Below are 14763 nucleotides of genomic sequence, written 5' to 3'. Positions count from 1 at the left end.
GCCGTTTGATCCCGAAATCGCCCTTGCATAGGCAGGGGCGAGACGGTATCTACGCATCCGTAGTGACGCGCCATGCGCGTCAAAGCGCAGAATCAGTTACATCCGATCCGCTCGATCCGGTTCTGCGCATCCACATGGATGGTCAGACGGTCCTCGCGGAAATCCATGGTCACCGCCATGTTCGGCTTGACCACGCGCGCATGCTTGGCTCCGCTGTCCTTCACTGCTTTTTCCACCAGCGCCGCATCGGCGACCTTGCCGACCAGACCCTCCACCGCCTCCGGCCGGCACGGCGTGGGCGTGCTGCCCACCGGAATCGGATCGACCACTGCCTGTGGCGGTTCTTCGGCGTTGCTTTTAGGCGGCTGGCTGCAGGCAGCGAGGGGCAGGGCACAACTGACCAGCAACAACAGAGACAGGCGCATGGCGGGCTCCTACAAGATGGTGGTAAGCACAGCATGCACCGCCCTGGCTGCACCTGATGTCAACAGCATCGCGGTCCCGTAGTGCCGGGCCTTGCCCGGCACCGAAGCGCCCACGAAAGTCCAGCCTCTGTAGAGCCGGGCTTGCCCGGCTGCGGGTCAGCACGGAAAGCAGCCGGGCAAGCCCGGCTCTACAGACGTCCCCGCCAGCGGCCGGATATCCGCAGATCAGTGCAGGAGGGGTTTCGCGCATACCCTTGGGCTACTACTGCAGCGCCAGCGTCTCCCGCTCGCGCTGCTCCTCGGCCACCAGCCGCAGCATCAGCTGGGCCAGGGTCACCACGTCCTGGTGGTTGTGCTCGGCCACGCGGCGCAGGTTCACCGCGCTGCCGCCGCGCAGGTAGTTCAGCCAAGCTGCTGGCGCTTCCGAGCCGGGCAGGTCGTCCTCGCGCACGATCTGCAGCAGTTGCCGCTCGATGGTAGCCAAGCGGCAGTTCTCCCAGGTGCCGCGATAGCGGCGGCGGGTCGGGAACAACAGGTCCACGTGGTCCAGCGCGCTGATCGGTTCGCGCTGCCGGGCCAGCCGATAACGCGTCTTGAGCAGCGGCGCGTCATAGCAGCGCCCGTTGTAGCTGCAGAACACCGTGGACGGCTGCAGCCAGCCGGCAAAGGTGCGCAGCATCGCGGTTTCCGCCGCCATCGTGGTCATCAGCAGCTGGCGGATGCGCAGGCCGGTGCCGCGCTCGCCATCGTCGTGCCAATCCGCGGCACCGATCATGAAGGCACGCGTGCCGGTACCGCCGGCCAGACCGGTGGTTTCGGTGTCGAAAAACAGCAGATCCCGCGGCTGCACGGCTTCGCCTTCGCGGCGGGCAAATGCCAATGACAGCGGCGCGGTGGGAATGGCCTGCGGCAGGAAGGCTTCAATCAGGAACAGGCCGTCGGCAATCTGCTCGCCCGGTACCTGACGGTCCTGTGCCGACGCGCGCGGACGCGCGCTGGCAGTGCCGCGCTCGCGCAGGCCGAGCAGGCGATGAAGTCCGCCGACATCGGGCTTGCGCAGCGTCGCCGGTGCGGACGCTGCCGCGGCGGCGGGCGGGGCGGCAACGCCGGTCGGCTTGTGCTTGATCTCCTGTTCGACCCAGGCAAACACCGAATCCGGCGCGGGCTTGCGCGCGCGCGCCTCATTGGCCGCCGGCGGCAAGGCCGTTTCAGCTGCACAGGCGGCGGGCGCGGACGCGGACGTGGACGGCGGTGCCTGCGTGGCATCACCGGCCTGTCGCCGCAGCAGGCGCAGCTTGTCCAGGCTCAGGCTCAAAACGGCACGACCTCCACGTCAGCGTGGTGAGCTGCGTCGGGCAATGCCTGGGCGTCGAACAGGTCCAGTACCTTCAGGGCCAGCGCCTTGGGGGTGGTGGCGTCTTCTTCCTGACCGGCCAGCACCGGTCCCACGCAGGCCGGGCAGCCGGCGCGGCAGTCGCAGCGCTGCACCAGCTCGCGTGCGCGCAGCAGCAGTTCGGCCTGTCGCGTCCATAAGGGTTCGCTCAGGCCGACGCCACCGGGGAAGTTGTCGTACAGGTATACCGTGGGCACGAACTGCTGCTGCAGCTCAATCGCGCTGGCGTCAAACTCGGCACCGCGCAACTGGCCGCGCCCGCTCTGGTCGGCCACCGCGAACCACGCCCCGTCACCGTTGCCCACCGCTTTCTGCAGGTCCCGCGCGTCGGCCATGACCGCCACCGTGGCCACGATGTGCAGCGCGTAGGCTGCGCCGAGGAAGCCATCCAGCGCTTCCTGCTTCGACTCGAACGCGGTCAGCAGCAGCGCCTGCGGCAGCTGCCACCACACGGCGGTGGTGTGCAGTTCCTGGTCGGGCAGATTGACCGGGCCGTAACCGATGTTCTCGTGCGTGTAGTAGCGGATCTTCTTGTAGCCGGCCACGCGCCGCACCACGTGCACTTCGCCGTGGTGCGAATCGCCACGCCCGGCCACGCAGCCGTCAAAGCGGTCCAGTACCTTGAGCTTGGTGAAGTCGATGCTGTCGGTGTAGTAATCCACATGGGTGCGGGTGACATAAGCCTTGCGGCCTTCCCAGTCCAGCCGTTCCACCTGGTAAGGCGTGGACTGCACCATGTGGATGGCCCCTTCGTACAGGGTCAGCGCGGCCGCGGAGTAGTCGACCTCGGCAATGATCTGCTGCTTGCCGTCGCTGCGGTCCACCACTACGAAGTTGCCGTCGGCCACCGAACGCAGGCTGACCGCATTGGCGGGATAGCTGTCGGCAATCCACTCCCAGCGGTCGCCCTCGCGGTGCACCACTTCGGTTTCGGCCAGGGCTTCCAGGAACACCAGCGGATCGATCGGGCCGAACGGGTCGCCGGCCAGGAACGGCAGTTCGAACGCGGCGCAGCGGATGTGGTCGAACAGGATCAACGGCTGGTCCGGTGCGATGCGCGCATGCTCCGGCGAGGCATCGGCAAAGAAGTCCGGATGCCGCACCACGTACTGGTCCAGTGGCTGCGAACTGGCCACCATCACCCCCAGTGCAGGCTGCTGGCGGCGACCGGCGCGGCCGAAGCGCTGCCAGGTCGCGGCCACGCTGCCGGGGTAGCCGTTGAGCACCACCACGTCCAGGCTGCCGATATCCACGCCCAGCTCCAGCGCCGAGGTGCTGACGATGCCGTCGATGTTGCCGGAGCGCATGGCACGTTCGGTTTCGCGTCGCTCGGTTGGCAGATAGCCGCCGCGGTAGGCGCGGATGCGTGCGGGCTTGCGCGGGTCGTGGTCGAAGATGTCTTTCAGGTACTTGGTGAGCACTTCGACCATCAACCGGCTCTGCGCGAAGATCAATGTCTTCAGGCCGGATTTGATCGCAATGCGCGCGATGCGGTTGCTCTGCGAACGCGCCGAAGCCCTCAGGCCCAGGTCGGCGTTGACCACTGGCGGGTTCCACAGCAGCACATGCTTGGGTCCACTGGGCGCGCCGGATTCGGTGATCGCCGTGACCGGTGCCTCGATCAGCCCTTCCGCATGCGCCTTGGGGTTGCCGATGGTCGCCGAGCACAGGATGAACTGCGGCTCCACGCCGTAGAACGCGCAGATGCGCTTGAGCCGGCGCAGCACGTTGGTGACATGACTGCCGAACACGCCGCGGTAGGTGTGGACTTCATCGATCACCACATAGCGCAGGTTCTCGAAGAACTGCGCCCATTTGGTGTGATGCGGCAGGATCGCCTGGTGCAGCATGTCCGGGTTGGAGACCACGATGTCGCCATGCATGCGGATCGCCTGTCGTGCATCGCCGGGGGTGTCGCCGTCGAAGGTGAAGGCTTTCACGCCGAGGTCGCCGGCGCGGTTCAACTCCAGCAGCTCGGCCACCTGATCCTGGGCCAGCGCCTTGGTCGGGAACAGATACAGCGCCTTGGCCTTGCCCTGCATGGCCGCACTGACCACCGGCAGGGTGTAGCACAGCGACTTGCCGCTGGCGGTCGGGGTGACGATGGCCACGTGCTCGCCACGCTGGGTGGCGTCCCAGGCTTCGGCCTGGTGGCTGTACAGCTGCTCGATGCCGCGCGCCTTCAATGCGGCGGTGAGCGCTGCGGGCACATCGGCCGGAATCGGCGCGTAGCGGCCCTCGCGGCCGGGAATCGTGAAGCTGCCGGTGATGCGGTCGGCGTAGCGCCGTTGCAGCCGCGCGGTCAGCAGCGCGCCATCCCGCGAGGGCAGTCCCTCGGTGGTGGACAACCGGCGCTCGGCGTCTTCGGTGCGCTTGGCGAGTTCGTAGGCCATGGAAAAACGGTCTGCAAAGGACAGCAGATAAGCATATCGCCGTCTCATATCCCGAGACACCGCAGGGTCGCGCGGGATGTAGAGCCGGGCCATGCCCGGCTGGCGCGATGCCTGAAGCATTCATGAAAAACGAAATCTAAAGCCCCCATCCGTATCCTTGCTTAAGGATGCAAGGTCACGGAGCGGCAGAAGTGGCAACACGTGCAATTCACGCAACAACCTTGGCCAGTGCGCTGATGGTCAGCACTGCCTTGGCCCAGCAACCCCCATCCACCCAACCGGTTGAGCCGCCGCCCGCTGTCCCGACCACGCCCCCGGCCAATAACGACAACGTCACCACCCTTGGCGAAGTCCGCGCCGTCAAACCCGAAGACGAGCCCCTGGACCTGTACCGCTTCAAGAACCCGGTGCAGCCCGCCCCGAACCGCTTCAGCCGCACCTGGAGCGAGCCGCCCTCGGTCGAACAGGTCAGCCTGAGCGGCGGCTACTTGATGATGGGCATCAACGCCGCCCTCGGCGCAGCCGGCAAGGGCATCCACAAACTGACCGGTGGCCCCGACCAGATCCAGTCCGCCACCGCCCGCCCGCCACCCGAGCTGACTCAGGAACAGCAGCAGCGCGCCCTGCAGCACCAGGACGGCACTCCGTAGAGCCGGGCTTGCCCGGCTGCTCTTCAATCATTATACAATTCCCACATAATGATTAAATGGGAGCCGTCATGGTCGCGACCGTGCAACTCGCAACCGCCCGCGAACTGGCGGCAGCTGGTAGCGTCCAGGACACACTGCTCGTGGGAAAGACTGGCGGGTATGCCGTGCTGTTCAAACTCGGCATCGGCGAACGCGCATTGGCGACCAAGGGGGGGGCGACACGTCTTTTCTCCGGACTTGATGCCGCTGTGCGTGTGCTTCGAAGGGAGCTGGGTATCACTCACTACCAGGTCGATACCAGCGGCTACTTCGAACGTGAGGTACCTCGCACGCGACCGGATCGCGCCGAAGCCCTGAAACAGAATCATGAGGACGCCGCGTACACCGAGTTTCTCCGTCGGGAGACCGCCAAAGCGTTGGCGGATACGCGTCCAAGCCTCCCCAGCGAGGAGGCTGAGGCGTACATGGATGCCGTCAAGGCAAGGCACCTGGCGCAGCTGGAAGAGATGATGAGGCGCAAGGAACGTAGCAAGTGAGCGTTGCCTGGACGCCGGCCGCTACCGAGAACCGTCAGCGCTTCTTGGACGCGGCTTTCGAACGTGCCATGGAGAAAGAGGACCCGTCCATCTATCGTGCAGCGTTGGAAGCGGACACGAACATAACGCAGGAAGCCTTGGCACTGGATGGTGTAGCGACATGGAGGGAAGGCCCGCTCGACGGGACACGGCTCTATGTCTGCCGCGGGGCGCCTTACCTGCTGATCTACACCCGGGATGGAGACGACGTTCAGATCATCTGGGTCGCGCCAACCGCGTCTAACTGGAAGCCGTCAGTCTGAAGCGGTGGGTCGCCGCCGCTCCAGCCACCACAGCAGCCCAGCCACAGCGACAAACGCCAGCAGCCACGGCCAACGCGGGCCGGCCACCGGCACGGGCGCGCCTGCGGACGCTGCGCTGCCCTGGGCGAGTCGCTGCGCAGTGGTCTGCCGCACCTGCTGCCGATGCAGTGACACCGCGGCGGCTGGATCAAACACGTAAAACGCCTGCGCTGCCTCACCCTGCTGCAGTTGATGCCAACCGGCGGCGGTGGGCCAGTAGCCCGCGCAGCGCTGCCTGCCGCTGGCCGGATCGATCTGCAACGTCACCTTGCCACCTTGCGGATCAATCATCTGCGCGCCGTCGGTGACCTGGCAGATCGACAGACGCTCGCCAGACCACGGCGTGGTTGCTTCGACGCGCGCCGCAACAGCGGCAGGTAACGCACGCGCCACCTGTGCGAACACCGACGACCACAGTTCGGCATAACGATCATCGCGACCGGCCAGCACCAGCCGGTAGCTGTCGCTGATCGGCAGCACTGCCACGCGTCCGCGTCCCACGCTGCGCCGACCGCCCACGGGCTGACCCTTGGCATCCTGCAGCATCGCTTCCGCGCCGGCGGTGCTTGCGTCGAACCGCTCCAGCGTCGGTGGCACGCTGCTGTGCGAGGCGGCATTGGCCTCATCGATGTAGGTGGTGCTGTCACCCGCCGGGCGTGCCGGCCCTCGTCGCGCCTGCAACAGCGGACCTTCCGGGTCGGAGGGCAAGGCGAGCGGTGCCGCGCGCGTGCCGCCGCTGACCGCCAGGCCCCAGCTGCGCAATGTCTGCCGCGCGCCGTCGCTCAACGGACCACTGCTGCGAACCAGAACGCCGAGTCCATCGCGCAGAGCCTGCTGGATCAGACTGCGCTGTGACGCACCGAGTGCTGTGACACTGCGCTCGTCGAGCACCAGCACATCCGTCGCGGCCAAACGCGCCGCCGTCAGCGCTACCGGTGCATCGCCCAGCATCACACCACCGCCGGCGTTGGCCTGCATCTGCACAGTCAAACCGGTGTCGGTGGCCCAGCGTCGCAGGTACTTCCATTCTGGACCCGGCGCGGCGGCCAGCATCAGCACGCGCGGTGCCGGCTGGGCCACGGTCTGCAGTGGCACCGGCACGCTGTCCACGGTGTGCTGCTGGGCATCGAGCAGGCGCAGGGTGAATTCGCTGCGGCCCGCATCGCGGGCGCTGCCCTGCAACCGGACGTTGCCCTGCGCATCGAGCGGTGCGCGATCCACTACCACGCCGGCGGGATCCAGCAGTTCGGCGCGTGCGTTGGCGACACCCTGCGCACGCGCGGTAACGGCGAACAATCCGCCCGGAGCGGTGGTCGCCGGAGGCTGGAGGTCTACCCAGCCGCGTGGGGCGGGCGCAGGTTGAAGCGTGACGCTTGCGGGCAGGGTGGTGTCGCGATCGCGTGAGGCCAGGCCGTCGCCGACCAGGGTCAGGGTGCTGCTGCCCGGGTGTTGGCGCAGGGCGGTGGCGAGGTCGGGCGCGCGCGGGGTGCCGGTGGGGGCGTTGGCTTCGGGCAGGGCGACGACCGTGGCGCTGGGGGGAGGGGTGCCGGCGGTGCTGGCTTCTGAGGTCAGTACGGCCAAGTGGCCGGCGTCTGCGTTGCGGGTGGGCGGTTGCAGGGTGAAGTAGAGGAGGGCGGCGGCGAGGGCCTGCAGGAGGAGCAGGGTGGGGCGGCGTCGACGGTTGTGCGCGGAGAGCAGCCGGGCAGAGCCCGGCTCTACGAAGCGCAAACTTGCGATCAGGACAATGAGTGCAAGTGCGATGGCGATCCAGAGGGAGGGGCTCATCGGGTTGCCTCCAGCGCATCCAGGTAGCGCTGCGCCATCGGATCGGGCGCTTCCCGACGCTGCACCTGCGGCGACGGCCGCAGCAGGGCGCGCCACAGCTGCGCGCGCAGGGTGGCGCGGCAGGCGCTGCAGTCCGGGGTCAGGCGCAGTTCTTCAATGGCCGCCGCGAGGCTGAGCGGATCGGCGAGACGCGACTGGTTGCGGCCCAGCCAGGTGCTCAGCGCATCCAGGTCCGGCGCGTTGCCGGTCTCACCCAGTTGCTGCCAGACCGCGACGATGGCCGGGTCGGGTGCCTCCAGCGGCGCAATCGACAGGGTGCGGCTGCCCAGGTCGTCGCGTTTGCCGCTCATGCGGCGGCCTTCATCGATCGGCGGCAACTCCGGGCCGACACGTGCCAGGTAGATGCGCTCGGCCTGCTGCACCTGTTTGATGAATTCCAGTGCCTTGTACGCGAAGGGCAACGCCTGCTGAGGACGGCCCTGGCGCAGTTCGCCTTCGGACGACCACATCTGGTCGAGCGCGGCCTTCAGGGTCGCGCGGGTCTGCGGGTCGAGCAGGGTCGCCGCTTCGGCATGATCGTGCGTATGACCGTACTCGCTGAGTACGTCGGTGGCGCTGCCGAACACCGGCTGGCCCTCTGCTTTGGGCGGGCCATGATCATGGTCGTCATGGCCACCGGCGGCGTGTTCGTGCTCATCGCCATGTGCATGGTCGTGATCGTCATGGTCATCGGTCGGCGTATCACTGGTGGGCAGGCTGTCGCTGGTCGGCGGCGGCTTCGCCGCGCCTTCGGCTTCCTCACCCAGGAACTGGCCATAGCGCAGGCGCAGGATGCGCTGGTCCACGCCGATGGCATCGGAGCGTTTGACGAATTCCTCGGCCGACAACGTGGGCCGCGCTTTGATCAGCGCTTCGGCGTCGATGATGATCTGGCGCTGGCTGCGGAAGTACGCCGGCAGGGTCTTCTTGACCATGCCTTCCATGGCCTCACCCAGCACCTGTTCCTCACTGGGCAGGCGCAGGATCAGACTGGTGCTCTGCGCGGTCTGTGCCTTCGGGGTGTGGTTGTCGCGCACATGCAGCTGGGCGATCACGTCGTTGCCCGGCTGTGCACCGAGCGCGGCAAGATCCAGCGTGCGCGCAAAACGGCGCAGCGTGGCAGGGCCGACGCCGCTCAAGGCGATGCGCTGCTCGCGGAAGGTGATGTTCTCACCGCTGCCCTGGGCCAGGGTGACCTGCAGTTCGGCCGTCGCAGCAACACCAAAGTCGTCGCTGGCCTCGAACTGAAGTGCCCACTGACGGTGGTTGGGCGACGCCAGTACCAGCGTCCGGTCAGGCGTGATCACGCGGACGCTGGGTGGCCGGTCCGGTGCCACGTCCAGTCGATACAGGCGCGGCTGCACCAGGGCCGGTTCGGTGACGATGCGGTACAGCGTGGGGCGGGTGGCCTTCCACTGTGCGGTCCACTGTTCGCCGTCGCGCTTCAATGCAATGCGGCTGCCGTCATGCAGCTGCAGCGCCGCCGTGGTGGGCGTCCCATTGAAGCGCAGCGACCACGACAGGGCACTGTCCTGCGGCACCTTGGCATCCAGCGCGGTCTGCGTGCGTTCCGCCTGCCCTGTATAGGCAGGTGCCTGGATCTGCAGGCGTGAGGATTGCAGGCGCGTTGCCACCGCGCCCACCGCGTCGACAGCGGCTGGATCGCGCAGCGTCGTCGTTGTAGCGCCACCACGCGGCCAGCCCAGCGCCAGCGCGATTACCAGCAGTCCACCCAGCCAGCTCAGCAGCAGATGACGCCAAGGCCAACGCGGTCGCAGGTCCGGCATGGTCCTACCGAGCGCCTCATGCAGACGCGCGCGCTGCCGCAGCTGCAGGGGATTGAGCGTATCGCTCGAGGCGAACAGCAGGTCGCTGCTGTCCTGTACGACAGGATGGTTGTCGAGCTGCCGCACCAGCCAGCGGCGGTCCAGCTGGCGGGCCTTCCAGGTTGCAATGCCCACCACCAGCAACAGGCACGGCAGCGCGATGGCAGTGCCCAGGTTGAGGCCGGCCAGGCGCACCGCCACGGCGGCGGCTGCCAAGGCGAGCGGCAGCAACAGGGCGAGGGTGATCCACGCCTTGCGGCGGCGTGCCTGCTGCCACGCGCGCTGCACGGCGATCATGCCGGACTCCTGCGACGTGCCGAGGTCGCCATCCAACGCTCCAGCGCGAACAGCAGCACAACCAGGGCGATCAGCCAGATGCTCAGGTCCTGTGGCTGTGCGGCCGGTGCCGCCGCACCGGTCAACGGTTGCTGTGTGGCCGCGAGGGCGACCTGCGGTGCCGGCGTGGGTTGCAACTGGTCGAGCAGCCGCCGTGGGAAATCGGCTTCGCGCAGGATCGGCATCGTAACCGGCGACAGGCCTTGGCCGAAGCGCAGCACCTGGCCGCGCCCGAGTGCATGGCGGGTCACCACGACCGTGCCGCTGGCATCGCGCAGCACCGGCGCGCCGGCACCCGGCGCTGCGGCGGCAGCGGTAACCAGCACGCTGCCACCGTTCTGCACCCAGGTCTGCCAGGTAGCGGGCAAGGCGGTGCCGCCCAGCCACACGCCGACCTGCCCCATCGCGGGGACTTCATCACCGGACAGCACCGCCGGCAAGGACTGGCCGTTCCACGCGCGCTGCAGTGCCTCCAACACCCGCTGCGTCTGTGCGTCGGCGGCGGTACCTGCCACGCGCAACTGCGGTGCAACAGCGGCCGCGGCAGTGGTCGGCAATGGATGGCGCACGCTGCGCCAATCCACAGGGCGCGACAGGCGCGCGCGTTCCCCATCCAGTCCTGGCACCGGGTCAGGCACATACACCGTCAGTGCCGCGCCGGCCGGCATGGCCTGGTCCAGCTCGCGCAGCAGGCTGGCCAGCGGCTGCGGCCCGGTGGGAGTCGGTTGTTCCAGTGAAGGGAACCCCGGTGCGAGCCAGCGGCCCTCGCTGCCATCATCCACCGACGGCGGTGTCAGACCCGGGGTGACCACGACCCATGGGGCGGTGGGTGTCGCCGTGCCGTGCAGCAGCGGCTGTGCCAGCAGCAGCGCCAACACCGTCAGCAACAGCAGACGCACCAGCAGCAGCGGCCATTCATCGAAACGGATGCGCTGCCGCGGCTGTGCCTTGGCCCGCAGCCAGCGCAGTGCCGCAAAGTCGAGGGGCGCGTAGTGGTGTCGACGCGCGAGGTGAATCAACACTGGCACTACCAGCGCGGCCAGGGCCAGCAACCCCAGCGGGAACAACAGCGACAGGCTCATCGCGCGCTCCCGGCCAGCTGGCGCAGCGGCGCATCCAGCGGCTGGTCGGTATGGGTCACCACGTGGGCAATCCCGCCCCGCTGCAGACGCGCCTGCAGCACCGCCTGCGCTTCGGTGAAGCGGGCCAGGTAGTCGGCGCGGATCGCACGACCGTCGCCCAGCAGCTCCTCGCCGCTCTCCGGGTCGCGGAAACGATGCCCATCGGTGAACGGAAAATCGCGCTCGTCCGCCGTCAGGATCTGCACCTGCATCACGTCACGGCGGGCGGCGGCCAAACGCTCAAGCAGGACGGTGCCGGCCTCGTCGAAGCCGTCGCCGAGGGCAACCAGCAGGTCGGTGGACTGTACGCGTTCCCAGACCGGACGCAGGGCCTCCGCGGCGGGCCAGCCGCCCTGCGCATGCAGGCGATGCAGCAGCAGATGGATGCGGTCGCGCTGGCGCGCACCGCTGCTGGCGGGTACCACCTGCACGCCGTCGCCGTTGACTGCGATCAGCCCGAAGCGGTCGCCCTGCTGCAGGGCCAGCTCGACCACACACGCGGCGGTTGCTTTGATGTGGTCCAGGCGCGTGCGCTCGGGATCTGCGCGGTCGCGCTGGCCCGCCGATGCGGTGGCATCCACCAGCATCCACACGGTGACCGGGCTTTCGCGTTCGGACTCGCGCACGAAGAAGCGGTCCGAGCGCGCGTACAGTTTCCAGTCGATCTGGCGCAGCTCGTCGCCGGGCTCGTACGCCCGGTACTGCGCGAACTCCAACCCGGCCCCGCGGCTGCGGCTGGCATGCTGGCCGATGCCCTGCGCGCCGCTGGCACGCCGTGGCAGCAGCCGCAGCGCCTTCAGGCGGCTGCGGACGTCGGCCGGAATCGCGATCGGGGCGTGCGTGATCACCACGTTCTCAGGCGGGGAACGGCACGGCCTGCAGCAGTGCGGCGATCACATCGTCCGCGCTTTTCTGTTCGGCTTCAGCGGCGAACGAAAGCAGCACGCGGTGACGCATCACCGGCGCGATCAGCGCCTGCACGTCGTCGCGGGTGGCGGCGAATCGCCCCTGCAGCAGCGCACGCGCCTTGGCCGCCAGCACCAGCGACTGTCCGGCGCGCGGGCCGGCCCCCCACTTGATCCAGTGGTTCACCGCCTGCGGCGCACCTTCCCCGGGGCGGCTGGCGCGAACCAGCCGGGTGATCCAGGCCAGCACGTCTTCGCTCACGTGCACCTGGCGTACCGCCGCCTGCAGGGCCAGTACGTCGTCTGCCTCCAGTACCTTCGGTACCTTGGCGCTGGCGCTGCCGGTGGTCTGTACCAGGATGTCGTGTTCTTCCTGCTCGGTCGGGTAGTCCACCCGCACATGCAGCAGAAAGCGGTCCAGCTGCGCTTCGGGCAGCGGGTAGGTGCCGGCCTGCTCGATCGGGTTCTGCGTGGCCAGCACGAAGAACGGCGCGGGCAGGGCGTAGGTGGTGCCGGCGTAGCTGACGGTGCGTTCCTGCATCGCCTCCAGCAGTGCTGCCTGGGTCTTGGGCGGGGTGCGATTGAGCTCGTCGGCCAGCAGCAGGTTGGTGAAGATCGGGCCCTGCTGGAAGCGGAAATGTCGATGCCCGGTGCCGTGGTCTTCCTCCAGCAGCTCGGTGCCCAGGATGTCGCTGGGCATCAGGTCAGGGGTGAACTGCACGCGCCGGAACTGCAGCTCCAGCGCCTGGCCCAGCGAGCGCACCAGCAGGGTCTTGCCCAGCCCCGGCGCGCCTTCCAGCAGCACATGGCCACCGGCCAACAGGCCGATCAGCAGCTGCTCGACGACGGCGTGCTGGCCCACCACGGCCTGCCCCAGTGCCTCGCGCAACGGCTGCAGCTTGGGCAGGAGATCATCAATCCGGCTGTCGGTATTCATTGGGTACCCGTATCTAATTGTTCAACGCATACATCACGATATTGACCGCGAACTTCGTGTTGTCCTCAGCCAAAAACCGCTTGTTGCGCCAGTCGTAATCCCATTCGCAACCGTAATCCTTGTTGCTGTACAACACACCCAGCCGCCCATCCACCTCGATGCCCTTCAGATAGTCGTGCACCAGGTCGTCACCCCAGCCATTGAGCTCGAAGCCCGTGGCCGGCGGCCCGTCGGGAAACCGGAAGAAGCTCTGATACAGCGCATGATTGTTCGGCAGCTTCTTCAACGCCGAAGGCCCGAACAACTTCGCCATCTGCGCCTCGAACGATTTGGCGAACAAACCATCAATATCGTGGTTGCAGTCATCCACGAACACAAACCCGCCGTTGCGCACATAGCGCACGAAGTTCTGCCGCTCGGCGGCGTTGAACTCCACCAGCTTGTGCCCGGCCAGATAGCAGAAGGGTGCTTCCAGCATGCGCGGGTCCGACAGCGCGATGACATGTTCGGTCGGGTCCACGCGCAGCGTGGTGTAGTCGATCAGCGAGGTGATCACATTGGACGGCATGCGTGCGTCCACGTCCCAGTCGCCGGAGTCGTACTTCAGGCGGGTGAACCAGAAGTCGTAACGCCCGGCCTGGGCGCGGGCGAACGAGGGCAGTGCCGCCCACGCGGCACCGCCCAACATCAGGCGCAGGAACTGCGCCCGGTTCATGCCGGAGCGGTCATCAGACCGCGTCGGACAGCGAGGTGAAGGTGAAGTCGCGCAGCTTCATCGGCGGAATCATCATCACGAAGCTGGACTCGTCACCGGCGACGCGCACCGGCTTGCCCAGCTCTTCAATGTTGTTGAGCATGATCACCGGCGATTCGTTGAAGCGGAAGTTCTTCACCGGATGCTTGATCTGGCCGTTCTCGATGTAGAAGGTGCCGTCGCGGGTCAGGCCGGTCAGCAGCACGGTCTGCGGGTCGACCATGCGGATGTACCAGGTGCGGGTGACCAGGATGCCCTTCTGGGTGCCACGCACCAGTTCAGCCGTGCTCTTGTCGCCGCCGCTCATCAGCAGGTTGCCCGGGCTCGCCTTGGCGGTCTTGCCCTGCTTCTGCGCCCAGAAGCGCGAGTAGTCCAGGTTGGCGACCTTGCCGTTCTCGATGATCGCCAGGCGCTCGCGCGGCAGACCTTCGTTGTCCCACGGAAGCACCGGCGCATCCGGGTGCCACGGGTCGGCGTACATGTTCACGCGCGGGTCGTAGACCTGCTCGCCCAGCTTGTTGCCGCCACCCTTCTTGGACAGGAAGCTGCGGCCTTCGTCGGCCGAGCGCGCGCTGAAGAAGTTCATCATGAAGCTGATCAGACCGGCGGCCGCCGCCGGCTCCAGGATCACCGTGTACTTGCCCGGCTCCAGCGCCTTGGCTTCCGCCGATTCGGTGGCCTTGCGCATGGCGATGCGCACGTCCTGGTCGGCCTTGAAGTCGGCCGCGTCCTTCAGGTTGCGACCGACCCAGCCCGAGCCACGGCCGTCCTCGGTACGCACGGTGCAGGTGTAGTCGAAGGCGGTGGCGCGCTGATAGGCGAAGTTGCCATTGCTGTTGGCGGTGGCGTAGAAGCCCTGGCTGTCCTCGAGGAAGCCGGCGGCAATCAGACCATTGCCACGGCATGGCGCGATCGAATCGGCGGCGACCTTGGCGCGGAACGCCGGATCGATGGCCGCAGTGGATTCGCTGAAGGTCGGGCTGGCCTTGTAGGTCTGCTTGCCGATGGCCGGCATGAACTCCGGGTTCTCCGGGGCCAGGCGGGCCAGGTCTTCGGCGCGGCGGACCACGCGTTCCAGCGCGGCGTCGTCGAACTCGTTGATCGAGGCGGTGCCCACGCGCTTGCCGAAGGCCACGGTGACGGCCAGTTCGGTGTCATCCACGATGCCGCTGGTGGAAACGTTGTTGAGCGCGAAGCGGATGTTGCCCTTCAGGTTGCCGGCCAGCGCGGCGGTGCACTCGTCGGCCTTCGACAGCTTGATGACCTTGTCGAGGATGGCCTTGGCCTGGGCTTCGGTGAAGATACTCATGTATAGGGGCTCC

Annotated in this window: 13 protein-coding genes; 3 read left to right on the top strand and 10 right to left on the bottom strand. The window is 67.5% G+C overall.

All coding sequences use genetic code 11. The features are described 5' to 3' along the window. Positions 1-92: 92 nt before the first annotated feature. From RT551_RS16425 to RT551_RS16415, 3 genes are all read right to left on the bottom strand, one after another. Positions 93-425, bottom strand: a complete 333-nt coding sequence (locus RT551_RS16425; RefSeq protein WP_313460616.1) for an I78 family peptidase inhibitor — start codon at positions 423-425, stop codon at positions 93-95. 262 nt (positions 426-687) lie between these two features. Continuing rightward, positions 688-1740 (bottom strand): ribonuclease H-like domain-containing protein, encoded by a 1053-nt coding sequence (locus RT551_RS16420; protein ID WP_313460615.1) that lies wholly within the window; start codon positions 1738-1740, stop codon positions 688-690. Further along, positions 1737-4211: a DEAD/DEAH box helicase gene (locus RT551_RS16415; RefSeq protein WP_313460613.1), complete on the bottom strand. Its 2475-nt coding sequence runs from the start codon at positions 4209-4211 to the stop codon at positions 1737-1739. Before RT551_RS16415 ends, RT551_RS16420 begins: the two co-directional genes overlap by 4 nt. Before the next feature lie 236 nt (positions 4212-4447). On the opposite strand from RT551_RS16415, the gene RT551_RS16410 reads away from it, so the two are divergent. From RT551_RS16410 to RT551_RS16400, 3 genes are all read left to right on the top strand, one after another. Further along, positions 4448-4861, top strand: coding sequence for a hypothetical protein (locus tag RT551_RS16410; protein WP_313460621.1), 414 nt, complete (start codon positions 4448-4450; stop codon positions 4859-4861). A 68-nt stretch (positions 4862-4929) separates the two neighbouring features. Beyond that, positions 4930-5397, top strand: coding sequence for a hypothetical protein (locus RT551_RS16405; protein WP_313460612.1), 468 nt, complete (start codon positions 4930-4932; stop codon positions 5395-5397). Then, the gene (locus RT551_RS16400; RefSeq protein WP_313460610.1) at positions 5394-5699 is read left to right on the top strand and encodes a plasmid stabilization protein; all 306 of its coding nucleotides are present in this window, start codon (positions 5394-5396) and stop codon (positions 5697-5699) included. The genes RT551_RS16405 and RT551_RS16400 overlap by 4 nt, the downstream gene beginning before the upstream one ends. Here RT551_RS16400 and RT551_RS16395 read toward each other — a convergent pair. Genes RT551_RS16395 through RT551_RS16365 form a run of 7 tightly spaced genes read right to left on the bottom strand, consistent with a single transcriptional unit; the run spans position 5691 to position 14750 of the window. Next, a complete protein-coding gene (locus RT551_RS16395; RefSeq protein WP_313460608.1) occupies positions 5691-7523 on the bottom strand; it encodes a hypothetical protein in 1833 nt (610 codons plus the stop codon). The genes RT551_RS16400 and RT551_RS16395 overlap by 9 nt on opposite strands. Beyond that, positions 7520-9685: a hypothetical protein gene (locus RT551_RS16390; RefSeq protein WP_313460606.1), complete on the bottom strand. Its 2166-nt coding sequence runs from the start codon at positions 9683-9685 to the stop codon at positions 7520-7522. The genes RT551_RS16395 and RT551_RS16390 overlap by 4 nt, the downstream gene beginning before the upstream one ends. Further along, a complete protein-coding gene (locus RT551_RS16385; RefSeq protein ID WP_313460619.1) occupies positions 9682-10800 on the bottom strand; it encodes a BatA domain-containing protein in 1119 nt (372 codons plus the stop codon). The genes RT551_RS16390 and RT551_RS16385 overlap by 4 nt, the downstream gene beginning before the upstream one ends. Positions 10801-10802: 2 nt before the next feature. Continuing rightward, on the bottom strand, positions 10803-11693 hold the full coding sequence (locus tag RT551_RS16380) for a DUF58 domain-containing protein (RefSeq protein WP_313460605.1): 891 nt from the start codon (positions 11691-11693) through the stop codon (positions 10803-10805). 7 nt (positions 11694-11700) lie between these two features. After that, complete coding sequence (locus tag RT551_RS16375) at positions 11701-12687, bottom strand: MoxR family ATPase (protein ID WP_313460604.1); 987 nt, start codon at positions 12685-12687, stop codon at positions 11701-11703. A 13-nt stretch (positions 12688-12700) separates the two neighbouring features. Then, entirely contained in the window at positions 12701-13402 is a 702-nt protein-coding gene (locus RT551_RS16370) for a DUF4159 domain-containing protein (RefSeq protein ID WP_313460603.1), read from the bottom strand. Between the two features lie 13 nt (positions 13403-13415). Continuing rightward, a complete protein-coding gene (locus RT551_RS16365) occupies positions 13416-14750 on the bottom strand; it encodes a TldD/PmbA family protein (RefSeq protein ID WP_313460601.1) in 1335 nt (444 codons plus the stop codon). Positions 14751-14763: the final 13 nt, after the last annotated feature.

The organism is Stenotrophomonas sp. (genome assembly GCF_032103445.1).
Classification (GTDB): domain Bacteria; phylum Pseudomonadota; class Gammaproteobacteria; order Xanthomonadales; family Xanthomonadaceae; genus Stenotrophomonas.
The sequence above is the reverse complement of the archived record's forward strand: the minus strand, read 5'-3'. Positions and strand labels throughout refer to the sequence as shown.

Coding starts and splice junctions, on each gene's coding strand:
- RT551_RS16405 (WP_313460612.1), top strand. CDS start 4,930: ATGGTCGCGACCGTGCAACTCGCAACCGCCCGCGAACTGGCGGCAGCT.
- RT551_RS16425 (WP_313460616.1), bottom strand. CDS start 425: ATGCGCCTGTCTCTGTTGTTGCTGGTCAGTTGTGCCCTGCCCCTCGCT.
- RT551_RS16365 (WP_313460601.1), bottom strand. CDS start 14,750: ATGAGTATCTTCACCGAAGCCCAGGCCAAGGCCATCCTCGACAAGGTC.
- RT551_RS16395 (WP_313460608.1), bottom strand. CDS start 7,523: ATGAGCCCCTCCCTCTGGATCGCCATCGCACTTGCACTCATTGTCCTG.
- RT551_RS16390 (WP_313460606.1), bottom strand. CDS start 9,685: ATGATCGCCGTGCAGCGCGCGTGGCAGCAGGCACGCCGCCGCAAGGCG.
- RT551_RS16370 (WP_313460603.1), bottom strand. CDS start 13,402: ATGAACCGGGCGCAGTTCCTGCGCCTGATGTTGGGCGGTGCCGCGTGG.
- RT551_RS16410 (WP_313460621.1), top strand. CDS start 4,448: ATGGTCAGCACTGCCTTGGCCCAGCAACCCCCATCCACCCAACCGGTT.
- RT551_RS16415 (WP_313460613.1), bottom strand. CDS start 4,211: ATGGCCTACGAACTCGCCAAGCGCACCGAAGACGCCGAGCGCCGGTTG.
- RT551_RS16375 (WP_313460604.1), bottom strand. CDS start 12,687: ATGAATACCGACAGCCGGATTGATGATCTCCTGCCCAAGCTGCAGCCG.